The organism is Gordonia polyisoprenivorans (assembly GCF_017654315.1).
GTDB classification, from domain to species: Bacteria; Actinomycetota; Actinomycetes; order Mycobacteriales; family Mycobacteriaceae; genus Gordonia; species Gordonia polyisoprenivorans_A.
Window position 1 is genome coordinate 4,347,500 of sequence record NZ_CP072203.1, and the last position, 24,612, is coordinate 4,372,111.

23 protein-coding genes and 2 tRNA genes are annotated in these 24,612 nt (G+C 67.5%); 6 read left to right on the forward strand and 19 right to left on the reverse strand.

Features of this window, described 5'->3' with window-relative positions; translation table 11 throughout:
• Nucleotides 1–161: 161 nt before the first annotated feature.
• Together leuD and leuC are read right to left on the reverse strand one after the other, a co-directional pair.
• Entirely contained in the window at nucleotides 162–755 is a 594-nt protein-coding gene (leuD, locus tag J6U32_RS19625; RefSeq protein WP_208791779.1) for a 3-isopropylmalate dehydratase small subunit, read from the reverse strand.
• Nucleotides 756–832: 77 nt separating this feature from the next.
• Complete coding sequence (leuC, locus tag J6U32_RS19630; protein ID WP_244332181.1) at nucleotides 833–2,311, reverse strand: 3-isopropylmalate dehydratase large subunit; 1,479 nt, start codon at nucleotides 2,309–2,311, stop codon at nucleotides 833–835.
• 104 nt (nucleotides 2,312–2,415) lie between these two features.
• On the opposite strand from leuC, the gene J6U32_RS19635 reads away from it, so the two are divergent.
• Nucleotides 2,416–3,147, forward strand: a complete 732-nt coding sequence (locus tag J6U32_RS19635; protein WP_208791780.1) for an IclR family transcriptional regulator — start codon at nucleotides 2,416–2,418, stop codon at nucleotides 3,145–3,147.
• Between the two features lie 90 nt (nucleotides 3,148–3,237).
• Nucleotides 3,238–3,735 (forward strand): PPOX class F420-dependent oxidoreductase, encoded by a 498-nt coding sequence (locus J6U32_RS19640; protein WP_208791781.1) that lies wholly within the window; start codon nucleotides 3,238–3,240, stop codon nucleotides 3,733–3,735.
• A gap of 88 nt (nucleotides 3,736–3,823) precedes the next feature.
• Here J6U32_RS19640 and J6U32_RS19645 read toward each other — a convergent pair.
• The 5 genes from J6U32_RS19645 to J6U32_RS19665 form a co-directional block, all read right to left on the reverse strand.
• Nucleotides 3,824–3,896: transfer RNA gene (locus J6U32_RS19645), tRNA-Glu, on the reverse strand.
• Between the two features lie 17 nt (nucleotides 3,897–3,913).
• Nucleotides 3,914–3,985 (reverse strand) — tRNA-Gln (locus J6U32_RS19650).
• 84 nt (nucleotides 3,986–4,069) lie between these two features.
• Entirely contained in the window at nucleotides 4,070–5,578 is a 1,509-nt protein-coding gene (gene gltX / locus J6U32_RS19655) for a glutamate--tRNA ligase (protein WP_208791782.1), read from the reverse strand.
• Between the two features lie 34 nt (nucleotides 5,579–5,612).
• Nucleotides 5,613–6,437 carry an alpha/beta fold hydrolase gene (locus J6U32_RS19660; protein ID WP_208791783.1) on the reverse strand — a complete coding sequence of 275 codons (825 nt, stop codon included), beginning with the start codon at nucleotides 6,435–6,437 and terminating at the stop codon, nucleotides 5,613–5,615.
• Nucleotides 6,434–7,207 carry a fumarylacetoacetate hydrolase family protein gene (locus tag J6U32_RS19665; protein WP_123928621.1) on the reverse strand — a complete coding sequence of 258 codons (774 nt, stop codon included), beginning with the start codon at nucleotides 7,205–7,207 and terminating at the stop codon, nucleotides 6,434–6,436. Before J6U32_RS19665 ends, J6U32_RS19660 begins: the two co-directional genes overlap by 4 nt.
• A 141-nt stretch (nucleotides 7,208–7,348) precedes the next feature.
• Between J6U32_RS19665 and J6U32_RS19670 the strand changes: the two genes are divergently transcribed.
• Nucleotides 7,349–8,569 carry an MFS transporter gene (locus J6U32_RS19670; RefSeq protein WP_208791784.1) on the forward strand — a complete coding sequence of 407 codons (1,221 nt, stop codon included), beginning with the start codon at nucleotides 7,349–7,351 and terminating at the stop codon, nucleotides 8,567–8,569.
• A gap of 7 nt (nucleotides 8,570–8,576) precedes the next feature.
• Here the strand turns inward: J6U32_RS19670 and J6U32_RS19675 are convergent, their stop codons facing one another.
• The 4 genes from J6U32_RS19675 to serA all read right to left on the reverse strand — a co-directional run bounded on the left by J6U32_RS19675 (nucleotide 8,577) and on the right by serA (nucleotide 12,698).
• Nucleotides 8,577–9,569: a hypothetical protein gene (locus J6U32_RS19675; RefSeq protein WP_208791785.1), complete on the reverse strand. Its 993-nt coding sequence runs from the start codon at nucleotides 9,567–9,569 to the stop codon at nucleotides 8,577–8,579.
• Nucleotides 9,566–9,916 carry a GntR family transcriptional regulator gene (locus tag J6U32_RS19680; RefSeq protein ID WP_208791786.1) on the reverse strand — a complete coding sequence of 117 codons (351 nt, stop codon included), beginning with the start codon at nucleotides 9,914–9,916 and terminating at the stop codon, nucleotides 9,566–9,568. Before J6U32_RS19680 ends, J6U32_RS19675 begins: the two co-directional genes overlap by 4 nt.
• A gap of 179 nt (nucleotides 9,917–10,095) precedes the next feature.
• On the reverse strand, nucleotides 10,096–11,106 hold the full coding sequence (locus J6U32_RS19685) for a 3-isopropylmalate dehydrogenase (RefSeq protein WP_208791787.1): 1,011 nt from the start codon (nucleotides 11,104–11,106) through the stop codon (nucleotides 10,096–10,098).
• Nucleotides 11,103–12,698, reverse strand: a complete 1,596-nt coding sequence (serA, locus tag J6U32_RS19690) for a phosphoglycerate dehydrogenase (RefSeq protein WP_208791788.1) — start codon at nucleotides 12,696–12,698, stop codon at nucleotides 11,103–11,105. The genes J6U32_RS19685 and serA overlap by 4 nt, the downstream gene beginning before the upstream one ends.
• Nucleotides 12,699–12,993: 295 nt before the next feature.
• On the opposite strand from serA, the gene J6U32_RS19695 reads away from it, so the two are divergent.
• Entirely contained in the window at nucleotides 12,994–13,659 is a 666-nt protein-coding gene (locus J6U32_RS19695) for a hypothetical protein (RefSeq protein ID WP_006371022.1), read from the forward strand.
• A 95-nt stretch (nucleotides 13,660–13,754) separates the two neighbouring features.
• Here the strand turns inward: J6U32_RS19695 and J6U32_RS19700 are convergent, their stop codons facing one another.
• The 7 genes from J6U32_RS19700 to J6U32_RS19730 form a co-directional block, all read right to left on the reverse strand.
• Nucleotides 13,755–14,153 carry a hypothetical protein gene (locus J6U32_RS19700; protein WP_208791789.1) on the reverse strand — a complete coding sequence of 133 codons (399 nt, stop codon included), beginning with the start codon at nucleotides 14,151–14,153 and terminating at the stop codon, nucleotides 13,755–13,757.
• On the reverse strand, nucleotides 14,146–14,985 hold the full coding sequence (locus J6U32_RS19705) for a hypothetical protein (protein ID WP_208791790.1): 840 nt from the start codon (nucleotides 14,983–14,985) through the stop codon (nucleotides 14,146–14,148). Before J6U32_RS19705 ends, J6U32_RS19700 begins: the two co-directional genes overlap by 8 nt.
• The gene (locus tag J6U32_RS19710; RefSeq protein WP_208791791.1) at nucleotides 14,982–16,268 is read right to left on the reverse strand and encodes a hypothetical protein; all 1,287 of its coding nucleotides are present in this window, start codon (nucleotides 16,266–16,268) and stop codon (nucleotides 14,982–14,984) included. Before J6U32_RS19710 ends, J6U32_RS19705 begins: the two co-directional genes overlap by 4 nt.
• Nucleotides 16,268–16,567, reverse strand: a complete 300-nt coding sequence (locus tag J6U32_RS19715) for a hypothetical protein (protein ID WP_208791792.1) — start codon at nucleotides 16,565–16,567, stop codon at nucleotides 16,268–16,270. Before J6U32_RS19715 ends, J6U32_RS19710 begins: the two co-directional genes overlap by 1 nt.
• A 150-nt stretch (nucleotides 16,568–16,717) precedes the next feature.
• A complete protein-coding gene (gene ilvC, locus J6U32_RS19720) occupies nucleotides 16,718–17,731 on the reverse strand; it encodes a ketol-acid reductoisomerase (protein ID WP_006371018.1) in 1,014 nt (337 codons plus the stop codon).
• A gap of 78 nt (nucleotides 17,732–17,809) precedes the next feature.
• Nucleotides 17,810–18,310, reverse strand: coding sequence for an acetolactate synthase small subunit (gene ilvN, locus J6U32_RS19725; RefSeq protein WP_006371017.1), 501 nt, complete (start codon nucleotides 18,308–18,310; stop codon nucleotides 17,810–17,812).
• The gene (locus J6U32_RS19730; protein WP_208791793.1) at nucleotides 18,307–20,238 is read right to left on the reverse strand and encodes an acetolactate synthase large subunit; all 1,932 of its coding nucleotides are present in this window, start codon (nucleotides 20,236–20,238) and stop codon (nucleotides 18,307–18,309) included. The genes ilvN and J6U32_RS19730 overlap by 4 nt, the downstream gene beginning before the upstream one ends.
• 369 nt (nucleotides 20,239–20,607) lie before the next feature.
• On the opposite strand from J6U32_RS19730, the gene J6U32_RS19735 reads away from it, so the two are divergent.
• Both J6U32_RS19735 and ilvD read left to right on the forward strand, forming a co-directional pair.
• Entirely contained in the window at nucleotides 20,608–21,114 is a 507-nt protein-coding gene (locus J6U32_RS19735) for a PH domain-containing protein (RefSeq protein ID WP_208791794.1), read from the forward strand.
• Between the two features lie 240 nt (nucleotides 21,115–21,354).
• Nucleotides 21,355–23,199, forward strand: a complete 1,845-nt coding sequence (gene ilvD, locus J6U32_RS19740) for a dihydroxy-acid dehydratase (protein WP_208791795.1) — start codon at nucleotides 21,355–21,357, stop codon at nucleotides 23,197–23,199.
• 90 nt (nucleotides 23,200–23,289) lie between these two features.
• Here ilvD and J6U32_RS19745 read toward each other — a convergent pair whose 3' ends face one another.
• Nucleotides 23,290–24,579, reverse strand: a complete 1,290-nt coding sequence (locus tag J6U32_RS19745) for a DoxX family protein (protein ID WP_208791796.1) — start codon at nucleotides 24,577–24,579, stop codon at nucleotides 23,290–23,292.
• Nucleotides 24,580–24,612: the final 33 nt, after the last annotated feature.

Sequence of the window (24,612 nt, forward strand, 5' to 3'; positions counted from 1 at the left end):
GTATCTGATATAGCCAGCTAACCCCACACGGTAAACGTCCGAGGCGAAAACGTCCATCTTCCACGCCAATCGACGGGACGTGTTGCGAAAATTTCAGGCCGCTAACACGTTCCGTCGATGGCGTTCGGCGCTTGCCGGTGGGTCGAGCGAGGTGCGGGAACTCAGGCCGGCAGGGTCACCGGCTTGAAGGCGGGCCGCTTGTTCTCGTACTCGGAAATCGCGTCTACCTGCCGCAATGTCAGGCCGATGTCGTCGAGACCCTCCATCAGACGCCACCGCGTGTAGTCATCAATTGTCAACGGCACCACGAGGTCTGCTGCGGTCACCGTCCGCTCGGGAAGGCTCACAGTCACTTCGAGGCCGGGCTGCTCCTCGAGTCGCTTCCACAGCAGTTCGACGTCGGACTGTTCCACCTGGGCGGCCACGAGGCCCGCTTTGCCCGCGTTGCCCCGGAAGATGTCGGCGAACCGGGAGGAGATGACCACCCGAAAACCGAAGTCCGACAGCGCCCAGACGGCGTGTTCGCGCGAGGACCCGGTCCCGAAGTCCGGTCCGGCGACAAGGACCGACCCCCGGTTCCAGGGTTCGGCGTTGAGGATGAAGTCCGGATCGGAGCGCCAGCCGGCGAAGAGTCCGTCCTCGAATCCGGTTCGGGTGACCCGTTTGAGGTAGACGGCAGGGATGATCTGGTCGGTGTCGACGTTGCTGCGGCGCAGCGGCACGCCGATTCCGGTGTGCTCGATGAAGGGTTCCATGATGTGACTCCGGTCTGCGGATGGGAGGTGTGGCGGGCGTTCGATGGGAGCGCCCGGGGGCCAAGACTTCTGGGGCGCTACAGGTCTGCGGGCGAGGACAAGGTGCCGCGCACCGCGGTGGCGGCGGCCACGGCTGGTGACACGAGGTGAGTTCGCCCACCTTTGCCCTGCCTGCCCTCGAAGTTGCGGTTGGACGTCGAGGCGCAGCGCTGACCCGGGGCGAGCTGATCGGGGTTCATGCCCAGGCACATCGAGCATCCGGCCTGACGCCACTCGGCGCCTGCGGCAGTGAAGATCTCGCCGAGCCCCTCCTCCTCGGCCTGTACACGCACACGCATCGACCCGGGCACGACCAGCATCCGGAGTCCGTCTGCCACCTTGCGGCCCTTGAGGATTTCGGCAACGGCACGCAGATCCTCGATCCGCCCGTTGGTGCACGAGCCGACGAACACGGTGTCGACGGCCACCTCGCGCAACGGGGTACCCGGCGTGAGGTCCATGTATTGCAGCGCCTTGGCCGCTGCGCCGGAGGCGGTTTCGTCGCCCATCTCGGCCGGATCGGGCACCGTCGCCGACAGCGGCGCGCCCTGACCGGGATTGGTTCCCCATGTCACGAACGGGGACAGCGTGGCCGCGTCGATGCGGACCTCGGCGTCGAATTCCGCGCCGGGATCGGTGCGCAACGAATCCCAATAGGCCACCGCCGCATCCCAGTCGGCCCCGGTGGGGGCGTTGGGGCGACCCCGGAGGTACTCGTAGGTCACGGCGTCGGGCGCGATCATCCCGGCGCGGGCGCCGGCCTCGATCGACATGTTGCAGATGGTCATCCGCGCCTCCATCGACAGTTTCTCGATGGCCGGGCCGCGGTATTCGAGGACGTAGCCCTGCCCGCCGCCGGTACCGATCTCGGCGATGACGGCCAGGATGAGGTCCTTGCTGGTGACTCCGGGCGGCAGATCACCGTCGACGGTGATGGCCATGGTCCGGAAGGGGCGCAGGGACAGCGTCTGTGTCGCGAGGACGTGCTCGACCTCGGAGGTGCCGATTCCCATTGCCAGGGCACCGAATGCGCCGTGGGTGGAGGTGTGCGAGTCGCCGCAGACCACCGTCATACCCGGCTGGGTCAGTCCCAGTTGCGGGCCGACGACGTGCACGATGCCCTGCTCGGCATCTCCCATGGGGTGCAGTCGGATACCGAATTCCTCGCAATTGCGACGCAGGGTCTCGACCTGCGTGCGCGACACCGGGTCGGCGATGAGGTCGGTCTTGATCGTCGGGACGTTGTGATCCTCGGTGGCGATCGTCAGGTCGGGCCGGCGCACGGGACGGCCGGCGAGCCGCAGACCGTCGAAGGCCTGCGGACTGGTGACCTCGTGGACCAGATGGAGGTCGATGTAGATCAGGTCGGGTTTCGACGCCCCGTCCCCGCGGACGACGACGTGGTCCTCCCAGACCTTCTCGGCGAGAGTGCGTGGCCCCGTTGGGGTGTTCAGGGTGTCCGCTGCGCTGTGTGTCGCGCCCGCAGGGCTGTTCGATCCGGTTGGGTTGTTCGTCATGGCTGCACTCGCATCCGTCTCTCCATGTCGCTGTCGGCGACCCGAATGGGCTGCGGATCACCGACCGACGTGCATCTCAGTATTTGGACAGCTAGTATCGTCCTATGGGAAAGGATAGCGCATCGGAGACCAGCAGCGGAATCGGTGTCCTCGACAAGTCGGTCACCGTCCTGCGCGCCATCGCCGAGACCCCGTGCAATCTCACGGAATTGTGCGAACGCACCAGCCTGCCCCGGGCCACCGCGCATCGACTGGCGGTGGGACTCGAGACGCACCGCCTGCTCGCACGCAACGCCGCCGGCCGGTGGTATCCCGGGCCGGCCTTGGGCGAACTCGCCTCCTCGGCACATGATCCGGTGCGCGAGGCCGCACTGATGGTGCTGCCGCGACTACGGGAGATCACCGGCGAATCGGTCCAGGTGTATCGCCGCGAAGGGTCCGAGCGGGTGTGTATCGCGGCGATGGAACCACCGACCGGCCTGCGCGACACCGTCCCGGTGGGCACCCGGTTCCCGATGACCGCCGGGTCGGCCGCGAAGGTCCTCGCGGCGTGGGCCGACACGAGCACCCAGCGACACCTTTTGGCCGACAGTGCCTTCAGTGACCGCTCACTACACGACATCCGACGACGCGGGTGGGCGCAGAGTGCCGGCGAGCGTGCGGCGGGCGTCGCCAGTGTTTCGGCCCCGGTGCGCGATGCCGCTGGCGAAGTCGTTGCCGCGATCTCGGTTTCGGGACCGATCGACCGGATGGGACGCCGACCCGGGGCCCGCTGGGCCGCGGATCTGCTCGCCGCCGCCGACGCCATCCACAAGAGGTTGGTGTCGACCCGATAGGACCACTGGGTTAGCGTCGGTCTCGAACCACACAGGCCATCCGCGGACCGGATTCCCGACCGCGGGCGACGAGGAGGAAGTGACCGGGCAATGGGCACAAACCAACGCACCCAGATCGTGATGAGTCCCGACGAGATCGAGGAGTTCATCGCCCGCAGCCGAACCGCCACCCTCGCCACGACCGGACGCGACGGCAGCATTCATCTCGTTGCCATGTGGTATGGGATCATCGACGGCGAGATCTGGTTCGAGACGAAGGCCAAGTCGCAGAAGGCCGTCAATCTCCGGCGCAACAATCGGTGTTCGGTTCTCATCGAGGATGGCGACACCTACGACACCTTGCGCGGCGTCGCCATCGAGGGCACCGCGGAGATCCTCGACGACACCGATTCCTGCCTGCAGGTGGGTATCTCGTTGTGGGAGCGCTACACCGCCCCGTACACCGAGGAGTCCAAACCCTTCGTCGAGCAGATGATGAACAAGCGCGTCGCGGTACGCATCACCGGAAGCCGTACGCGCTCCTGGGATCACCGCAAGCTCGGTCTGCCACAGACGCCGGTGTCCGGATCGACGGCCCAGCATCTGTAGGACCACTGCCTCCGGCGTCGATAACATCCCCGGCAGCGCATGCGAAAGGCGCCCTCCCCGGGATTACCGGGAAGGGCGCCTTTCGTTGTAGCCCCGACGGGATTCGAACCCGCGCTACCGCCTTGAGAGGGCGGCGTCCTAGGCCGCTAGACGACGGGGCCATAGACCTTTGTGGTCGCTGGGGTACCAGGACTCGAACCTAGAATGGCGGTACCAGAAACCGCTGTGTTGCCAATTACACCATACCCCAAGGTTTTCTCTTTTCCTCTCGGAAAAGAACCTGCGATAGATTAGCAGAGCACTACCCCTGGACCACAAATCGGCTGGTCAGAGGCTACTTTGCGGCCAACTCCCGCGCCGCGCGCAGACGCGCGAGGCTGACGTCACGGCCCAGGAGTTCCATCGACTCGAACAGCGGAGGCGAGACCTGTGACCCGGTCACCGCAACCCGCACCGGACCGAACGCCTTGCGTGGTTTGAGGCCCAGATCGTCCACCAGCGCGGCGTTGAGGGCGTCGTGCAGCGCCGACGTCTGCCACGACGACAGCGCCTCGACGGCGGCGATGGTGGCGTCGAGGACAGGCACCGCATCGGGCCCGAGGTTCTTGGCGGCCGCCTTCTCGTCGATGGTGAACTCCGCGTCGGAGACGTAGCAGAACGACATCAACGCCCACGCGTCGCCGAGCACCTGAATCCGGGTCTGCACGAGTTCGGCGAGGGCGGTGAAGGTGGCGTCGTCGATCGGCTCCGACAGGTGACCGCGCTCGACGAGGTAGGCCTTGAGCCGCGCGGCGAAGTCGCCGAGTTCGAGCATCCGGATGTGCTCGGCGTTGATCGCGTCGGCCTTCTTCTGGTCGAAGCGTGCGGGATTGGAGTTCACGTCACGGACGTCGAACTTGTCGATCATCTGCTCCAGGGTGAACACGTCGGTCTCGTGCGAGTATCCCCAACCGAGCAGCGCGAGGTAGTTGAGCAGACCCTCCGGCAGGAATCCGCGGTCCCGGTGATGGAACAGATTGGACTGCGGATCGCGTTTGGAGAGTTTCTTGTTGCCCTCCCCCATGACGAACGGCAGATGCCCGAACACGGGCACCGCCTCGGCCACGCCGATCCGGATCAGCGCCTCGTACAACGCGATCTGGCGTGGCGTGGAGGAGAACAGGTCCTCCCCGCGCAACACATGGGTGATCCGCATCATCGCGTCGTCGACGGGATTGACGAGGGTGTAGAGCGGATCGCCGTTCGCACGGGTCAGCGCGAAGTCGGGAACAGTACTCGACTTGATCGTCGTGGCGCCGCGGACGAGATCGTCCCAGGAGATGTCACGGTCGGGCATACGAAGGCGGACAACGGGATTGCGGCCCTCGGCGCGATAGGCCGCACGCTGTTCGTCGGTGAGGTCGCGATCGAAGTTGTCGTAACCGAGCTTGGGGTCCCGACCGGCCGCGCGATGGCGTGCCTCGACCTCCTCCGGGGTCGAGAACGCCTCGTAGGCCTCACCCGCCGCCAGTAGACGCTCCACCACGTCGAGGTGGATCCCACGACGCTCCGACTGCCGGTAGGGGCCGTACGGTCCGCCGACCTCGGGCCCCTCGTCCCAGTCGAGTCCGAGCCACCGCAGCGATTCCAGGATCGCCTCGTAGGACTCCTGACTGTCGCGGGCGGCATCGGTGTCCTCGATGCGGAAGACGAACGTGCCCTTGTCGTGTCGCGCCTGCGCGAAGTTGAACAGCGCGGTGCGCACCATCCCGACGTGCGGGGTGCCCGTGGGGGACGGACAGAATCGGACGCGCACGGCGTCGGTGCCTGCGGGATCAGGGCGGGCGGAATCGGTACTGGCCATGCGGCTCAGCGTATCGAACCGACCACCCGGGGAATCAGTCCCGGTGGCGGTCGCAGAAGTCGACGATGAGCCGGTTCACCTCGGCCGGCTGTTCGAGATAACCGAAGTGCCCGGCCTTGGCCACCTCGGCGTACTCGGCTCCCGGGATCGCCTCGGCCACCTCACGTGCGAGCTTGACCGGCAACGTGCGATCGTCGGCGAATCCGACGACGAGCGCGGGCCGGGTGATGCGCCGGTATGCGTCGAGACGGTTGGCCTCGCGGTGGTGCAGTCCGAGCTGAGCACGCACCCCGGGGGTCACGGTCTGCGGTGAGAACCCGATGATGTCGAGCCAGTCCTGTGCGGCCCGATCGTCGTCGAGGGTGTGCGGCGACAGGTTGAGGTGCGCGGTGATGGCGGCCTCGTACTCCGGGGGCAGGGTGATCTTCTGGTCGTAAAGCGCGCGCTCGCCGGCCGAGATCGCCTCCTGCAGCGGCGTGCTGCGGCCGTAGGTGGCCAACATCACCGCGCCGCGGACGAGGTCGGGCCGCGCCAGGGTGAGTTCCTGGGTGATGCGGGCACCCAGCGAGGTGCCCACGACGAAAGCCGGTCCGCCGAGGTGCTCGATGAGTCCGGCGGTGTCGGTCACCATGTCCTCGAGCGTGAACCCGGCGGCGCACTCCGAGGACGGGGCGATGCCACGGTTGTCGAACAGGGCGACACGATAGCCGGCCTTGCGCAGGGCCGGTTCCTGATTGGCCTTCCACACCCGGCCCGGGCTGCCGGTGCCCATCACCATCACGACGAGGGGCCCGTCGCCGGCCACCTCGTAGGACAGGTCTATCCCGTTGATCCGCGCGGTGCTCACCGGTGCCGTCACGGCTTGTCCACCACCGGATTGCTCAGCGTGCCCAGACCTTCGACGGACACCGAAACCCGTTGTCCGGCAACCATCGGACCCACCCCCTCCGGGGTTCCGGTGAGGATCACGTCACCGGGCAGCAGCGTCATCACCCGGGAGATCCACTCGACGATGGCGCCGATGTCGTGCAGCATCAACGAGGTTCGGCTGCGCTGGCGCACCTCTCCGTCGAGTTCGGTGCGGATCTCGGCATCCGAGGGATCGAAGGCGGTGTCGATCCACGGCCCCAGCGGGCAGAAGGTGTCATAGCCCTTGCCGCGTGTCCACTGCCCGTCGGCCTGTTGCTGATCGCGGGCCGTCACGTCGTTGGCGACGGTGTACCCCAGGATGACCCCGGCCGCCTCGGAGGCCTTGACGTCCTTGCAGGGACGACCGATCACCGCGGCGAGTTCACCTTCGAAATCGACACGGTCCGAGGACGGCGGCCGCACGATGGGGACCTCCGGCCCGATGATCGAGGTGTTCGGTTTGAGGAAGATCACCGGATTCTCGGGAGCCGAGCCGCCCATCTCGGCCGCATGCGCGGCGTAGTTCTTGCCGATGCAGATGACCTTCGTCGCCAGGATCGGCGCGAGCAGTCGCACATCGGCCAGCGGCCAACTCCGGCCGGTGAAGGTCGGGGTGCCGAAGGGATGCTCGGCGATCTCCTTGGCGACGACACCGTCACCGGAATCCTCGAGCGAGACAAAGGCGACACCATCGGGACTGGCGATTCGACCAAGACGCATGGCCCGAGGGTATCGCACCGCCGTTGTCCACACTTCGGGACGTCGATTGGCCTCGTGCCGATCGTCGGTTCTAAAATATGGGAGCTACTTCCCAAATAATGAGACAGCCGGAGCGGCATGTGAGAGCTTCGAGGAGGCGACATGAATTCCCCCGACACCATCGGCACCACCCGCAGGTGGACGATGCTCGCGTGCTCGCTGATCGCCGCGATGACCACGACCTGTGTGGTGTCCGGCGTCGCCTATCTCATCCCCGCCCTGCACGCCGAGGGCATGAGCGTGTCGCGGGCGTCGGTGCTCGCCGCGGTCCCCACGGTCGGATTGATGCTGGCCATCATCGGTTGGGGCAGCCTGCTCGATCGGCACGGCGAACGCGTGATCCTGACGATCTCGCTGTCACTGACCTTGGTGGCGGCGATCGCGACGGCAGTGGCGGCATGGCAATCGGCCCCATTCACCGCGTTGGCGGCGCTGCTGTTCCTCGGCGGTCTGAGTTCCGGTGCCGCCAACGGCGCCAGCGGCCGGATCGTGGTCGGCTGGTTCCCCGCGGCCCAGCGCGGCACGGCCATGGGCGTCCGGCAGATGGCCCAACCCCTGGGAATCGCGGTGTGCGCGTTGAGCATGCCCGCGATCGCCCAACACCTCGGCATCGCCGCAGCGCTGGTGGTCCCCGTCGTGGTGACCGCACTCGGCCTGCTCGCGTGCGTCCTGGGCATCGTCGATCCGCCGTCGGCTCGCACGATCGCCACCGCACCAGCACGAAACCCGTACCGCGACAGCTGGTTCCTGGCACGCGTACACGCTGTCAGCGTGCTACTGGTGATCCCGCAGTCGATGCTGTGGACCTTCGTTCCGACCTGGCTCATCGTGGCCCGCCACTGGTCCCCGGCCACGGCCGGTGTTCTCGTGACGATCACCCAGACTCTCGGCGCCCTGGGGCGCATCGCGGCCGGGCGATGGTCGGACGCCTGGTTGTCCCGGATGCGGCCGATCCGGCTGATCGCCGTGGTCGCCGGCGTCGCGATGGGCGTTCTGGCACTGACCGATTGGGCCGACAGTCCGGTGTGTGTGGTCGTCATGATGGTGGCCTCGATCGTCTCCGTCGCCGACAACGGCCTGGCCTTCACCGCGATCGCCGAATTCGCCGGGCCGCGCTGGAGCGGACGCGGTCTCGGCATCCAGAACACCGCACAGTATCTGGCCACCGCCGCCACCACCCCACTGTTCGGCGCGCTCATCACCGCGGTCGGCTTCCCACTGGCCTTCGCCGCGAGTGCGGTGGCACCGATGATCGCGGCGCCATTGGTTCCGCGCGACCGGCTCCCGCAACCGGAACCGGTGTCGGTCGAGACACCGGAATGAGCGCGAGTCAACCCGGCAGACGTTGGGCGAGAACCGCATTGATCAGGCCGGCAGCCGTCGCGGCATCGTCGACGACGACGAAGTCGCGGCGGCCGTCGACGCGTGTCACCAGCACCGCGTCACCGGAGCGCACCACGAATCCCCACGCGCCCTTGGCCTCTCCGCGAACGGCCAGACGGCGGCCGTAACCACCGGTGTCGCGCAGGGCGTGCACCGTGATGACCTCGGCGCGGACGATATCGGCCATGGCGATCTCCTGGCGAGGCCACGGCAGCGCACCGCGCACCGTCACCGCGGTGCGATCGATCCGCACCCGCACGGTCCCCATCAGGACGGCGCCGACGATGATCACCGCGGGAACCACCAGCAGCCACCACAACCCGGTCAGCGCGGTGATGACGACCAGCGCCACCGCGGTGGCGGCGTAGAAGGCATCGGCCACCACCGAATTCCCCACCGAGCGTTGCCAATAGAAGCGTTCCCCGGAAGCGAGGTCTTCGGCGGGCACCGCACCCACCGGCCCGCCGACCGCGGTGGCCCACTGCGGGACGAGAACCCAACTGCCCGCCGCGACCACCGCCGCGATCCCGAGGGTCATCAGGATCGGCACCACCGGCGTGGCAACGTCGTGCACGTCGGCCACTCCCCGCTGCCCGGCCGCCACGGCCGGTATCAACCCGGCGATCACCACCACGAGAGAGTTGATCAGCACCACACTCGCCCGCACCTGCCGGGGATGCGACATCGCGAGGGACGCCACGGTGCTCACCACGCCGGCGAGTACACACACGACCACCACCGTCACGATCGCCCCGGCGACGCTGCTTGTGCCGTCGACTCCCCCGGTACCCCAATGCGATGCCATCGGATCAGGAAGCTCGCCACGCCACGCCGCCAGCAACGACACCGCGACGCCCAGCATCACGACCGGCGGGACCAAGCCCACCAGCACACAACGAAACCGTTGTCCCCGAGTGGGTTTCGACATCGTCGCACTCATGACATCCTCCTGGTGATCTCTGCCGACAATTCCGTGGGCCCCAGCCCCCACCGCTGCGCCACCCCGACGAGCCGATCGAGGGCCTCACCGATCTCGGCCTGTTCCGGCGCGCGGTCGGACACCACCGCACCCCGCCCGCGACGCAGTTCGACGAGCCCCTCATCCCGCAGGATCTGATATCCCCGCAACACCGTGTGAACGTTCACGTCCAACGAGGCGGCGAGTTCACGCGCGGCAGGCAGGCGTTCGCCGGCGCCGACGTCACCGCGGACGATGGCACCGCGGACCGACGCCGCGATCTGGGCGAAGATCGGCGAGCGATCGGTGGGATCGACTCGAATGAACACAACCTGATTGTATAGTTCTATTGAAACTAGAACAAGTGGCCGCCGGCGAGGGGCACACGCGATCCCCTGCCGAGACACTCTCGCGTCGGCCACAGATGACGGTGACCCGGTCCCGGGGTGGGGTCTCATCGACCACACACCACCGAGCCGGGCCACCGGACAGTGCAGAATGCGTTGCGCTACAGCCGCTCTCGAATGCGCTTGCCGATCTCCGAGGTCGACAACTCCTGGCCGTCGCGGTCGAGCAGATCGTCGGCGACGGCTTGTTCGACGCGTCGAGCGCCCTCGGCGTCACCGAGGTGATCGAGAAGCAGTGCCACCGACAGGATCGCAGCCGTGGGGTCCGCCTTGCCCTGACCGGCAATGTCGGGGGCGCTACCGTGCACCGGTTCGAACATCGACGGATTGGTCCGCGTGGCATCGATGTTGCCCGACGCGGCAAGCCCGATCCCACCGGAGACCGCCGCCGCGATGTCGGTGATGATGTCGCCGAACAGGTTGTCGGTGACGATCACGTCGAACCGTCCGGGGTCGGTGACCAGGTAGATGGTCGCGGCGTCGACGTGGCAGTAGTCGGTGGTGACATCGGGGAACTCGGCACCGATCTCGGCGACTGCCCGACTCCACAACGATCCGGCGAAGGTCAGCACGTTGGTCTTGTGGACCAACGTCAGGTGATTGCGCCTGCGGCTCGCCCGCTCGAAGGCATCCCGGACGACTCGCTCGACGCCGAAGCGGGTGTTGACGCTGACCTCGGTGGCGACCTCGTGCGGGGTCCCCACGCGGATCGAGCCACCGTTGCCGGTGTAGGGGCCCTCGGTGCCCTCACGGACGACGACGAAATCGATGTCGGGGTCGCCGGCGAGCGGCGAGCTCACTCCGGGCAGCCGGCGCGAGGGCCGCAGGTTCACATGGTGATCGAGTGCGAAACGCATGGAGAGCAGCAGTCCGCGTTCGAGAACCCCCGACGGCACCGACGGGTCACCGATCGCGCCGAGCAGGATCGCGTCGTGCTCACGCAACGAATCCAGATCGGCCTCGGTCAGCAATTCACCGTTGCGGTGATAGCGACGGGCACCGAGGTCGTACTCGGTGGTCTCGACGTCGGGGGTCACCACCCGCAACACCTCGAGTGCCTCGGCGATGACCTCGGGGCCGATTCCGTCCCCGGCGATGACGGCGAGCTTCATGACAGATCCACCTGTTCGATCAGAGTTGCGCCGACTGCGGACTCGATGGCCTCGACCACCGAGTCGTCGACCTCGCGGCTGACCCGCAAGATCATCGTGGCACCGGCACCCGCGGCGTCCTGGGAGAGCGCCGCGGCCAGGATGTCGATGCCCGCGTCACCGAGCAGCGTACCGATCTTGCCCAGCGAGCCCGGCTGATCGGTGTAGCTCACCAGCAGGTTCAAGCCCTCGGCGCGCATGTCGAAGTTGCGTCCGTTGATGTTGACGATCTTCTCCACCTGCCGCGGCTCCGACAGCGAACCGGCCACATTATGGACCGACCCATCGGCGAAGACCGCCTTGACGTCGACCACGCTGCGGTGGTTGGGGCTCTCGGTGGCAGTGGTCACCTCGCTGGTGACACCGCGCTCCTGCGCCACCTTCGGGGCGTTGACGAAGGTGATCGGCTCGGTCAGTGCGGCCTCGAACAGGCCGCGCAGCGCCGACAACCCCAGCACATCGACATTGCTCGCGGCGAGTTCGCCGCGGACGTCGACGACCAGTGATGTCGGCAAATCGGAGCTGATCGCCCCGACGAGCACACCGAGCTTGCGCGCCATCTCCAGCCACGGGGCGACCTCTTCATCGACCGAGCCGCCGACGATGTTGACCGCGTCCGGGACGAAGTGCCCGGCCAGGGCCAGCCGCACACTCTTGGCGACATCGGTGCCCGCACGGTCCTGGGCCTCGCTGGTCGAGGCACCCAGATGCGGGGTCACCACGACCTGCGGCAGTTCGAACAGCGGCGAGTCGGTGCACGGTTCGGTGGCGAAGACGTCGAGGCCGGCGGCCCGGACCTGTCCGGAGACGACCGCGTCGGCCAGCGCCTGCTCATCGATGAGACCACCACGGGCGGCATTGACGATGACCACGCCCTTCTTGGTGCGGGCCAGTTGGTCGGCGCCGATGAGGCCGAGGGTCTCGGGCGTCTTGGGCAGGTGCACCGTGATGAAGTCGGCGCGCTCGAGAAGCTCGTCGAGCGAGACCAATTCGATGCCGAGCTGGGCGGCGCGTGCCGGCGAGACGTAGGGGTCGTAGGCGATCACGTGGGTTTCGAAGGCGGCCAGTCGAGCCGCGACGAGCTGGCCGATCCGGCCGAGTCCGACCACGCCGACGGTCTTGTCGAAGATCTCGACGCCGTTGAACGACGCACGCTTCCAGGTGTGTTCACGCAGGGTCGCGTCGGCGGCCGGGATCTGCCGGGCCGCCGAGAGCATCAGCGAGATCGCATGCTCGGCGGCGGTGTGGATGTTGGAGGTGGGCGCGTTGACCACCATCACGCCGCGCTCGGTGGCGGCCGGCACGTCGACATTGTCGAGGCCGACGCCCGCGCGCGCGATGATCTTCAGTTTCTTGCCCGCTTCGAGGACCTCGGCGTCGACGGTGGTGGCCGAACGCACCAGGATCGCGTCGGCGTCGACGACGGCTTCGAGCAGTTTCGGGCGATCGGGTCCGTCCACCCAGCGCACCTCGACCCCGTCGCCGAGGGCTTCCACGGTCGAGGGGGCCAGTTTGTCGGCGATGAGAACGACCGGCAGGCCAGCTGAGGTCACAGTTTTTCTCCAGAATCGGTGGCGAGATCGGGCTCGATGCCGTAGCGGCATCCGCAAGTCAGCTTAGAGACCTCCACTTGTGCAGCGAACAGCCGGGCATCGAGGCGGCCGGGATACACAGGGTCGGCGTGTACATTGTGAGCGGCATTACGGAAGTGTTGCGATGCGGCGGCAGAGTGTCTCCGAACCGCGGCACCCATCGAATCCGCCGGTACGGTGGCGCTTCGGGTGATGTGTCAACAATCGATTCGGCGGTCGACGAGCCGCACCGGTCGGGTAGCAGAGTGGAGTGTGGATGAAGAAGAAGCTGACAGTACTGTTGGCTGTCCTGGCAGCGACGGTACTCGCCGGCTGGGGGGCTCCCGGCGCCGCACAGGCGGCACCGGCGAAGATCTTCCTCGGCGGTGGATCAGGAATCCTGATCCTGCAGGGCGGTGACTCCGCGAAGGCGTGCACCCTGACCACCATCGGTCATGCGAAGACCGGTCAACTGATCGGCATCACCGCAGGACACTGCGGCCAGCCCGGGCAGCAGGTCCTCTCCGAGACGTTCCAGGATCGCGGTCAGGCCGGCGTGGTGACCTATTCGGACCCGAAGGACGACGTCGCCATCATCGAGTTCGACCCGTCGCGGGTCGTACCGCTGCGTACCGTGCGGTCGGTGACGATCCGCGGGATCGACACCCGCCCGATCGGCTTCCCGACCGTGGCGTGCAAGGAAGGCCGCACCACCGGCAGCACCTGCGGTGTCGCATGGTTCTCCGACGGCGACGTGCACTTCTCCCAGATGTGCGTCATCGAGGGTGATTCCGGCAGCCCGGTGGTCGTCGGCGACAAACTCGTCGGCATGGTCAACGCCTACTACTTCCTCGGGTGCCTCGGCCCCGAGACCGGCACCAACATCGGGCCGATCCTCAACTACGTGAATCACACCAAGTACAAGGGCTTCTCGGTCTACTGACCCTGAACTCGCTGCATCGAGTGCGCCCCCTCCCCACCTCGGGAGGGGGCGCACTCGTCTGTGTGGGGCCGGGCGTGCGGGCAGACCTCGCCGATTCATCCGCCGGTACCGTGTCGTCGGCGATGATCGGCCAGCTCGGCCTCGAATTCGCGCCGCGTCAGCTCGGCGATGCGCCGATGATCCTCGGCGTCGACTCCCCCTGATCTCCACGACCATCCACCGCTCTCGATCCACTCGTCGAGAGCGGCGTCGATACGCCGGCGCAGCTCCGCGTCACGGACTCGCCGGTCACGACAGAACAGTGCGTGGTCATCGGGGCGCCAGGTGCTCGGCAACGGAAGGACAGCGTCGATCAGGCCCGCTTCGACCCCTGTGACGCCGTCGAGTCCGGCGACCATGCTCCGGATCTCCTCGGTGCGAGCGGGCTCGCGCGCCAGATCTCGCAGCACCGCAACGTATTCCGGAGGCAACGGTGAGTGGGCCCGATCAGACATCGGCTCGACCGTCGTCGACGAGTGATCCGTCACGCAGGCGCCGCAACACCCGGGCGTCACCGAGCTCATCACGCAGTTCCGGATGCCGCCGATAGAAGTCCAGAAGCCAGAACGTCGCCGGCGCTCCGAGCCGCACGACGTTGCACCGCAGCCGTGGTTCCTCGTCCGCGCCGATGGCCAGCCATGCGTCGGCACCCCTGCGACGTCTGCCCACATCGGTGGGCATCGGCTCGGTGCGTTCGAGATCGGTCCAGGCGATCGCGCCCCGTGGACCGAGTCTCTTGCCGACGATCAGGGCGTGCGGGGTCAGCACCAGAGGGTCGGGCCGGCGCCGAACCATTTCCCAGACGAGACCGACCGCACCGGTGACAGCGACGGCCAGAAAGGTGAACGGCGAGACCGGCCGCGGCGAGTGTTGCACGAAGGAGAGATCGAGTTCTCCGGAGAACACGGCATAGAACGCCCCGGCACCACCGAGGGCGAACGCCGCCGGCAACGCAATGTCCACCGCACGTTCGCGGTCATCGGCACGAATCACCAATGCCGCCCCCGCGATTCGCACGCCGCGGAGGTCCGGTCGGGTCGCGCCCGTGCGCATCCACCGGAGTTCTTCGGACAACAGCAGCAGGGCGACCCCCGCGGCGCCGGACGCCGCCGCCACCGCCACGACGACGCTGCCGCCGAGAGCCGACATCACCGACGCCCCCACGAAGATCGAGCAGACAACGGCCCAGAAGACCCTGCCCGCCCACAGGCGCCACCGTGCTCCCTGCCAGGCACGTGGGCATCGATGGTATGCAGGCCGCTTGCCGACCACCTCGAGATTCCTCATCGACACAGCACCTGACCCACGATGTTGCCCACCATGGAACCCCCAAGACTCACGCCTGCGCCGGTCCAGAAGGCTCGCAGCGGACTCATCTCCGGGGCCAATGCCAGCAGTGCCAGATCGGCGCCCAACCCGACACCGCCGGCCACGCCTGCCACACACCGTTCGTAGCCGTTCTCGGCCGTGGCGACCCCCATCGCCGTACCGAGCAGCGTCAGACCCGGCCCGGCCGCTTTCGCACCGATCTCCAGGCGCGCGACCTGGGCCTGGGTGAGGTATGGAAGCCCGCGTGCCACAACGGATTCGGTCGCGGACATGCCACCCGCGGCCAGGGCGATCGCATAGTCACGAGAGGACGGGATGGGGAAGGTGATCCCGTCGACGACCGCCTCGGTCGTACCGTCGGGGCGCTCGGTAACGACTGCGGGCGACTTGCCCGGACGAGTCAACGACACTGTTGCCGTGCCATCGCCCGCGACGGTGCGCGTGGCGGTCAGAACACCTTCGGGACTGCGGAATTCGGTCCGGTTCACTCCGGGACCGCTGGTGTAGGTCTGTCGGGAGCCGTCGAGCATCCTCACCATCGTCGTCGTGGTGTCACCGGCGGTGGTGGTCTCGGTCTCGACGACCGTACCGGTCATGTGCTCGAGGAGGCGCGCACGTTGCAGGCCGCGGCCGAACTCGGGGTTGGTGCCGCCGGTGTTGTCACCGTGCGGGGCTTCGGTGAAGTCCTTGGGCGCGTGGGGATCCGCGTCGATCTCGGGAAGGGCCAGGCCGAGACCGTCGCCCATCAGTGTTCGGCGCACAAATGCGCCGATGTCGTGATCGGCTTGGCTCAGGTCGACCAGGGCGGGATTGAGTTGCACCTGAAAGGTGTCGGCGACGGTCGCCAGCGTGGCGGCCAACGTCGCCGGGTAGTTCTTGACGCGCGGCAGCACCAGCCAGTCGTCGGTGACGAACAGATCGCCGGATTCAATGACCGTCAACAGGTTTTGGATCTTCGACGCCGCCGAGGTGAGGTCCGGAACGGACCGGGCGATACCGATCGCCGAGTTGCGCGCGATGGCGCTCACCGAGGTGGCCCGCAGGCAGCCGACGTCGATCGCAGTCTCACCGGACTGCGCGGCCACGCCGGACCACAGACCGTCTTGCGCCAGACGCGAGATGGCGTACCGGGCGCCCGAGACCTCGTCGTCGAGTGCTTCGCCGCTGTCCCACAGCGTGCGGCCGGCAGCCCCCACCGATTCGGTCCGCCACGTGTCGAACACCGTGCGGCTGGGAATCATCACGCCCTCCCGGGAGCAGGGACGCGACCGAACCGGTCGGCCAGCACGGCATCGGAGGTCTCGTAGTCGCCGGCAGCGGTGTACACGGCCGCCGACACCTGCCCGAAGTAGTGGCCCACACCGGCCAACAGCGGCCGCATCGCCGAGGCGGCGGTCTGTGCGGCGTACGCCGTGGTGGAGCCGGGCATCAACGCTGCAAGCGCGTCGAAGTGGTGCGGCATGGGCGACGCGGAGCACTGTGCGCCCACCTCGTCGACCCGAGTGGCGAACTGCCGCAACGCTTCCGGATTGACATCCATGACTCTCCCCCATCACATCGACACCGATGGGCCAAGCGTAGAGCAGATGCGTCGACGGGCCGAGAATTCATCCACAGCCTCCCCGTCGGCCGCCGCAGACGACCGTGGCCCCGTTCCCATCGGGAACGGGGCCACGAATCACGCGTGTGTTCAGGCGGTTTCGGTGATCGGCCGATCCACCCAGCTCATCAGGTCGCGCAGCTTCTTGCCGGTGACCTCGATCGGGTGCTCGGCATTCTTCTTACGCAGGTCCTCGAGCTCCTTGTTGCCGCCCTCGACATTGGCGACGAGACGCTTGACGAAGCTACCGTCCTGGATGTCGGAGAGGATGGCGCGCATCCGGTCCTTGGTGTCGGCGTCGATGACCCGCGGGCCCGACAGGTAACCACCGAACTCGGCGGTGTCGCTGACCGAGTAGTTCATGCGGGCGATGCCACCCTCGTAGATCAGATCGACGATGAGCTTGAGCTCGTGGAGCACCTCGAAGTAGGCCATCTCCGGGGCGTAGCCCGCCTCGACCATCACCTCGAAGCCGGTCTTGATCAGTTCCTCGGTGCCACCGCACAGCACGGCCTGCTCACCGAAGAGATCGGTCTCGGTCTCCTCCTTGAAGGTGGTCTTGATGACGCCGGCGCGGCCGCCACCGATCGCACTCGCATAGCTGAGCGCCAGCGCCTGACCCTCACCCTTCGGGTCCTGGTCGATCGCGATAAGGCAGGGCACACCCTTGCCGTCGACGAACTGCCGGCGCACGAGGTGACCGGGGCCCTTCGGGGCGACCATGCCGACGGTGACGTTGGCCGGGGGCTTGATCAGACCGAAGTGGATGTTGAGACCGTGGCCGAAGAACAACGCGTCGCCGTCCTTGAGATTGGGCTCGATGTCCTCGGTGAAGATCTGCGCCTGGCTGGTGTCGGGGGCCAGCATCATGATCACGTCGGCCCAGGCGGCTGCCTCGGCGGCGGTCATGACCTTCAGGCCCTGTTCGGCGGCCTTCTCCCGCGACTTGCTGCCCTCGCGCAGGCCGATCGCGACGTCGACGCCCGAGTCGCGCAGGGACAACGAGTGCGCATGCCCCTGGCTGCCGTAGCCGATCACCGCGACCTTGCGGCCCTGGATGAGCGACAGATCGGCGTCGTCGTCATAGAACAATTCGATCGCCACAGTTGACTTCCCTTCGATATGTGTTGTGCCCCAAACGAATCGGTTATCCCGCGTGGGGCGCGATGTGACTTACGTGCGTCAGCGGTTGGCCGACATGCTCTTCGGGCCGCGCCCCAGGGTGACCGCGCCGGATTGCGCGATCTCCCGGATGCCGTACGGATCGAGCATCCGCAGCAACGCCTCGAGTTTCTCGGCGGTGCCGGTCGCCTCGACGGTCAGCGACTCCGGGGAGACGTCGATCACCTTGGCGCGGAACAGATTCACGACCTCGATGACCTCCGAGCGCACCGTGGAGTCGGCGCGCACCTTGACCATCATCAGCTCACGTGAGACCGAACTCGACGGGTCCTGCTCGACGATCTTGATCACGTTGATCAGCTTGTTGAGCTGCTTGGTGACCTGCTCGAGCGGGAAGTCCTCGACGGAGACCATGATCGTCATCCGCGAGACACCCTTGAGTTCGGTGGGTCCCACGGCGAGGGACTCGATGTTGAATCCGCGCCGGGAGAACAATCCCGACACGCGCGCCAGGACGCCCGGACGGTCCTCCACGAGGACGCTGAGGGTATGAGTACTCACTTCTGCTCGCCCTCCTGGCCGAGATTGGTGCTCTGATTGACCACTTCGTGGATGTCGGCGGGATCGGAGGCCGACGCGTCATCGTCGAACAGCGGCCGGATGTCGCGGGCCGCCATGATCTCGTCGTTGCCGGTGCCCGCGGCGACCATCGGCCACACCTGCGCGTCGGCACCGACGATGAAATCGATGACGACCGGGCGGTCGTTGATCTCGCGGGCCTTGGCGATGACCTCGTCGACCTCTGCCTCGGTCTCCACGCGGAACGCCGCGCAACCCAACGCCTCGGCGAGCTTGACGAAGTCGGGGATGCGCATCGAGTGTGTCCCCAGGTCGGTGTTGGAGTAGCGCTCCTCGTAGAAGAGGGTCTGCCACTGCCGCACCATGCCGAGGTTGCCGTTGTTGATCAGGGCGACCTTGATCGGGATGCCCTCAATGGCACACGTGGCCAGCTCTTGATTGGTCATCTGGAAGCAGCCGTCGCCGTCGATGGCCCACACCTCGGTGTCGGGGGCGGCCATCTTGGCACCCATCGCGGCGGGCACCGCGTACCCCATCGTGCCGAGACCGCCGGAGTTGAGCCAGGTCCGCGGCTTCTCGTAGGAGATGAACTGCGCAGCCCACATCTGGTGCTGACCGACGCCGGCACAGTAGACGGCGTCGGGTCCGGCGATCTTGCCGATCTGGGAGATCACGAACTCCGGCGACATCGAACCGTCGGCGGGGCGGTCGTAGCTCAGCGGATAGGTACGACGGATGCCGTCGAGGTAGTCCCACCACTCCTCGAGCTCCGGCGTGGTGCCGGTGGTGGCCCGTTCGGCACGCAGTGTGTCGAGCAGATCGAGGATGACCGCTTTGCAGTCGCCGACGATCGGCACGTCCGCGTGGCGGTTCTTGCCGATCTCCGCCGGATCGATGTCGGCGTGAATGATCTTGGCGCCCTGGGCAAATGACGAGAGCTGGCCGGTGACGCGGTCGTCGAAGCGGGCGCCGAGCGTGATCAGCAGGTCGCTGCGCTGCAGCGCGGCGACGGCCGCGACGGTGCCGTGCATCCCCGGCATACCCAGGTGCTGCGGATGCGAGTCGGGGAACGCCCCGCGCGCCATCAGGGTGGTGACCACGGGGATGCCGGTGAGCTCGGCGAGTTCGAGCAACTCCGCCGAGGCGTTGGCCTTGATGACCCCGCCGCCGACGTAGAGCACCGGGTTCTTGGCGGCGTTGATCATCCGCGCCGCCTCCCGCACCTGCTTGCCGTGCGGCTTGGTCACCGGCCGGTAGCCGGGCAGGTCGATCTGCGGCGGCCAGGAGAAGGTCGTCTGGGCCTGCAGGATGTCCTTGGGGATGTCGACCAGCACGGCGCCGGGACGGCCGCTCTCGGCGATGTGGAAGGCCTCGGCGATGACCCGCGGGATGTCGATCGCGTTGTACACGAGGAAGTTGTGCTTGGTGACCGGCATGGTGATACCGGAGATGTCGGCTTCCTGGAAGGCGTCGGTACCGATGAGCGCGCGACCAACCTGGCCGGTGATTGCGACGACGGGCACCGAGTCCATCTGCGCGTCGGCGAGCGGGGTGACGAGGTTGGTGGCGCCGGGACCCGACGTCGCCATCATCACCCCGGCACGACCGGTGACCTGTGCGTAGCCGGTGGCCGCGTGGCCCGCTCCCTGCTCGTGACGGACGAGCACGTGGCGGACCTTGCGCGAATCGAGAAGCGGGTCGTACACCGGGAGCACCGCACCGCCCGGAATACCGAAGACCACCTCGACACCGAGTTCTTCCAGCGAACGGACCACCGACTGCGCGCCGCTGACGCGCTCGGGGGCAACGGTGTTCTGCCGTACCGCGCGGAGGCTGCCCGCCGCCGGCGATTCCTGACGCGACCCGGCGCCCGGAGTGGTCGTGTCCGTACGTGCTGTTGGTGCGCTCACTGCACGGTCCTTCGTGTTCGTGGTCGGCGGTCGTCGTTCTCAGTCGCAGGTGGACTGCAGTACTGGTCTCTACTACCGCTCAACCGGGGATTCGGGGTCAATGGGGGTGGGCAACAAAAAACCCCCGACAGCGGTTGCTGTTCGAGGGTGGCGCGTCGATGCTGGGAGGTCGATGAAGTGACCGGTCAGGCGACGACGCGCCGGCCGATTACTACGAGAAGCTCGTTGTGCATCACGTCAATCACGGTAGGACTGCAGATAGTGCAGAGTCAAACTCGCCTCCCCCGCGTCCCAGATCCTGGGAAATCACTGGTCCTCGGCACACCCCGCGCGTCGAGAGCACCGGCTGCCGGATGCCACAATGGGATCGTGACTCGTTCTTCCTCCGGCGCTCGGTCGTCCACCCCGTCCTCCTCCGATTCGGCACGGTCGACCCCGGCGGAGTCGACCAAGGCCACACCGGCCGGGACGACGTCCGACGCGATCGAATTGCCCCAGGAGTTCAAGCTCAGCAAGCTCGCCTATTTCGCCGTGCCCGCGACGCTGCTGGTGGTGCTGATCCTGGCGGGCACCAACCTCGCGTGGTTCGGCTGGACCTTCGCGGTCCCGGTCCTGCTCGCGGTATGGATCTGGCGCATCAAGACCGTGGTGACCGAGGACGGACTACGCGCGGTCGGCACCTTCGGTTCCCGGGAGGTCGCGTGGCCCGACATCGAGGGTTTGCAGTTCAGCCGGTGGGGCCCGGTACGGGCGGTACTCGCCGACGGTGATCGTGTCCGCCTGCCCGCCATCACCTTCCAGGACATGCCGCGACTCTCGGCCGCCAGCGCCGGCCGGATTCCCGATCCCTTCGCCGCCGCCCGCGACGCACGCTGAGGCGAGCGAGAACTGTTTTGTTCCCGCACGTCAGCCAGGAGTACCGTGGACGCGGCTGATCGTCCACGCCATCGTGTCGACGGTCGCGGTCAGCGCCGGCGGCGAGGAATCAAGCCCACCCCCACCTCCTGAGTCGGACCCGCTCGTGACTACCCTCGAGCGGTTCGCGCGTTGACCCCACGTCAGTGCCGTGCGCGTCCGCAGTGCGGGCGCGCAAGCGAACCCGATCGAGGAAAACCCATGCCACCCTTGCGGTCCCGAACCACCACCGTCGGACGCGAAGCCGCCGGCGCCCGCTCCCTGTGGCGTGCCACCGGAATGACCGACGACGACTTCGGCAAGCCGATCGTCGCGATCGCCAACTCCTATACGCAGTTCGTCCCCGGACACGTTCATCTCAAGGACGTGGGTGACATCGTGGCCGAGGCCGTCCGCGCCGCAGGCGGTGTGCCCCGCGAGTTCCACACGATCGCCGTCGACGACGGGATCGCGATGGGCCACGATGGCATGCTCTACTCGCTGCCGAGCCGCGAGATCATCGCCGACAGCGTCGAATACATGGTCAATGCCCACACCGCCGACGCCCTGGTGTGTATCTCCAACTGCGACAAGATCACCCCGGGAATGCTCAACGCCGCGATGCGCCTGAACATCCCGACGGTCTTCGTCTCCGGCGGACCGATGGAGGCGGGCAAGGCCGTCGTCGTCGACGGCGTCGCGCATGCGCCCACCGACCTGATCACCGCCATCTCCGCATCGGCCAACAGCAACGTCGACGAGGCCGGACTCGGCGAGGTCGAGCGCTCGGCGTGCCCGACCTGCGGGTCGTGCTCGGGCATGTTCACCGCCAACTCGATGAACTGCCTCACCGAGGCGCTGGGTCTGGCCCTGCCCGGCAACGGTTCGACCCTGGCCACCCACGAAGCCCGTCGGGCCCTGTTCTCCCGAGCCGGACGTGTCGTCGTCGAGGCCGCCCAGAAGTGGTACCGCGACGACGATGCCTCGGTGCTGCCCCGCAACATCGCGGGCCCGACCGCCTTCCGCAACGCCATGGCCCTCGACGTCGCCATGGGCGGCTCGACGAACACCGTGCTGCACATCCTCGCCGCCGCACAGGAAGGTGAGGTCGCCGACTTCGACCTGACGGTCATCGACGAGATCAGCCGCGGGGTGCCGTGCCTGTCGAAGGTCGCCCCCAATTCGGATTATCACATGGAAGACGTCCACCGGGCCGGTGGCATCCCGGCCATCCTCGGCGAACTGCGTCGTGCCGGGCTGATCGACGACTCGGCGCCGACCGTGCACTCCCCGAGTATCGGGGCGTTCCTCGACGACTGGGACATCCGCGGCGGCAAGGCGACCGACGAGGCCATCGAACTGTTCCACGCCGCCCCGGGCGGGGTGCGTACCACCACCCCGTTCTCCACCGCCAACCGGTGGGACGAACTCGACACCGACGCCGAGGGCGGCTGCATCCGCGACAAGGACCACGCCTACACCGTCGAGGGTGGGCTCTGCGTGCTGCGCGGCAACCTCGCGCAGGACGGTGCCGTCCTCAAGACCGCGGGGATCGACGAGGATCTGTGGCACTTCGAGGGCCCGGCACGCGTCGTGGAGTCCCAGGAGGAGGCCGTGCAGGTCATCCTGTCCAAGACGCTGCAGGCCGGCGAAGTGCTCGTCGTCCGCTACGAAGGCCCGTCCGGCGGGCCGGGCATGCAGGAGATGCTGCACCCGACAGCCTTCATGAAGGGCACCGGGATGGGCAAGAAGTGCGGCCTGATCACCGACGGCCGGTTCTCCGGCGGCTCGTCGGGACTGTCGGTCGGTCACATCTCCCCCGAAGCCGCCGCCGGCGGCGTCATCGGGCTCATCGAGGACGGCGACCCGATCGTCATCGACGTCAAGACACGGCAGCTCGCCGTTCTCGTCGACGACGAGGTGCTCGCGGAGCGCCGCGCCAAGATGGAGGCCTCCGAACGTCCGTGGCAGCCCAAGGACCGGCAGCGCACGGTCACCACGGCGTTGCGCGCCTACGCCAAGCTGGCCACCTCCGCCGACAAGGGCGCGGTCCGTCAGGTCGACTGAATCCGGTTCTTCCCGCAGCATTCGGTTCTTCCTCGGGAGATTTCCCGGGGAAGAACCGAATACTCGGGGACGAACGAGTCGAGCGCGCGGCTACCGCGGGTTGCCGGGCGAGTTGAGCGGGTTGGTCCCGTTGAACAGCATCCACACCGCGACCGCGGCGGCGATACCCACGATCAGCCAGGCCACCGACCCGAGGAATGGCCGACGCGCCCAGCCTCGGGTGGCATCGAAGGCGTAGAGCCCCGGACCGGTCAACACCAGGGCGGCGGCCGCCACCGCGAGGACGAGCTCGTACTCGATGCCACCGGCTGCGGCGAAGAACGCGAATCCCCCGGCCAGCGTCGTCTTGTAGGCGGATGCCAGGAGCATCACCGAGACGATCGTGCACGCGCCGATCGGGGTGAACAGGCCCAGGACGACCATTGCGCCGCCGATCGTCTCGGCCAGCGCACCGACGATCGCCAGCGGCCGGGTGACGTCGGAGTGGAAGCCGATCGTCGGGTTGGGATTGTTGGCGAGCATCTCCTGATATCCCGACAGCCCCGGACCGCCCCAGAGCCCGAACAGCTTCTGCAGACCATGCGCGACGGCGACGATGCCGATCGCCAACCGCAGCAGCAGCAGGCCCAGATCGAGGGTGCCGCGCGGGGCCGTCACGATGATCGGTTCGGCACGGGTGGCCTCGACGGTGGGTGCATCGTCGGCATGGTCGGCGTCGACGGCATCGAGGTCGTCGGCGGCGCGCCGGCCGAACAAACCACGCCGCCGGCGCGCGGTCTCGGGCTGGTCGTCGCGATCGGTACCGGCCCATTTCTCGCCGTCGGTCGCGACATCGCCGTCGAGATCGTCCCCGGCCGGCTCTTGCTCACCCAGCGCGCGGGTGGTCGGCAACGGCTCCTCACCGTGCAGGAGTGCTCGGGTCGGCGTCTCCGCGAGCTTCGCACGGTTCCGCGACAGTTCGGGAAACGTTTCCTCGACCGACGGGATCGGCGTGGCGGGGAGCTTCTCGGTGACCGGCTCCGGCGTGCCCGGCTTCTCGATGGCCGCCGTCTCCGCGTCCGCCACGGTTCCCGCATTCGCAGCCGGCACCGGCGGTATCGGCACGGGATTGCGGCGCGGTGGAGGCTGCTGTGGGATGCCGATCGGCCGGGTCTCCACCTCGCCGGGATCGAGGTCGTCGAGCGAATCCACTCGTGACAACCGTCCGGGTCGACGATGGTGCCGCTCGTAGAAGGCGTCGCGGTCGGCGTCGCTGAGCTCGGGTGTGGCGCTCTCGGGTCTGGCGCTCTCGGGTCGGCGAAACGCTCCCGTCGGTTCGTCGTAGGGGCTCGGTGGCTGGAACGTCTTGTCCGGCGCGTCGGGATGCTCGCGATCGGTCACATGGCCGATGCTAGAGGTTTCCGACCGTCGGGC

Excerpts from the sequence above, each read along its gene's own strand:
- J6U32_RS19715 (WP_208791792.1), bottom strand. The coding sequence starts at position 16,567 with ATGGATGTCAATCCGGAAGCGTTGCGGCAGTTCGCCACTCGGGTCGAC.
- gltX (WP_208791782.1), bottom strand. The coding sequence starts at position 5,578 with ATGGCCAGTACCGATTCCGCCCGCCCTGATCCCGCAGGCACCGACGCC.
- J6U32_RS19675 (WP_208791785.1), bottom strand. The coding sequence starts at position 9,569 with ATGAGTGCGACGATGTCGAAACCCACTCGGGGACAACGGTTTCGTTGT.
- J6U32_RS19685 (WP_208791787.1), bottom strand. The coding sequence starts at position 11,106 with ATGAAGCTCGCCGTCATCGCCGGGGACGGAATCGGCCCCGAGGTCATC.
- J6U32_RS19635 (WP_208791780.1), top strand. The coding sequence starts at position 2,416 with ATGGGAAAGGATAGCGCATCGGAGACCAGCAGCGGAATCGGTGTCCTC.
- J6U32_RS19710 (WP_208791791.1), bottom strand. The coding sequence starts at position 16,268 with ATGATTCCCAGCCGCACGGTGTTCGACACGTGGCGGACCGAATCGGTG.
- J6U32_RS19665 (WP_123928621.1), bottom strand. The coding sequence starts at position 7,207 with ATGCGTCTTGGTCGAATCGCCAGTCCCGATGGTGTCGCCTTTGTCTCG.
- J6U32_RS19695 (WP_006371022.1), top strand. The coding sequence starts at position 12,994 with ATGAAGAAGAAGCTGACAGTACTGTTGGCTGTCCTGGCAGCGACGGTA.
- leuC (WP_244332181.1), bottom strand. The coding sequence starts at position 2,311 with ATGACGAACAACCCAACCGGATCGAACAGCCCTGCGGGCGCGACACAC.
- J6U32_RS19670 (WP_208791784.1), top strand. The coding sequence starts at position 7,349 with ATGAATTCCCCCGACACCATCGGCACCACCCGCAGGTGGACGATGCTC.
- leuD (WP_208791779.1), bottom strand. The coding sequence starts at position 755 with ATGGAACCCTTCATCGAGCACACCGGAATCGGCGTGCCGCTGCGCCGC.
- J6U32_RS19700 (WP_208791789.1), bottom strand. The coding sequence starts at position 14,153 with ATGTCTGATCGGGCCCACTCACCGTTGCCTCCGGAATACGTTGCGGTG.
- ilvD (WP_208791795.1), top strand. The coding sequence starts at position 21,355 with ATGCCACCCTTGCGGTCCCGAACCACCACCGTCGGACGCGAAGCCGCC.
- J6U32_RS19705 (WP_208791790.1), bottom strand. The coding sequence starts at position 14,985 with ATGAGGAATCTCGAGGTGGTCGGCAAGCGGCCTGCATACCATCGATGC.
- J6U32_RS19640 (WP_208791781.1), top strand. The coding sequence starts at position 3,238 with ATGGGCACAAACCAACGCACCCAGATCGTGATGAGTCCCGACGAGATC.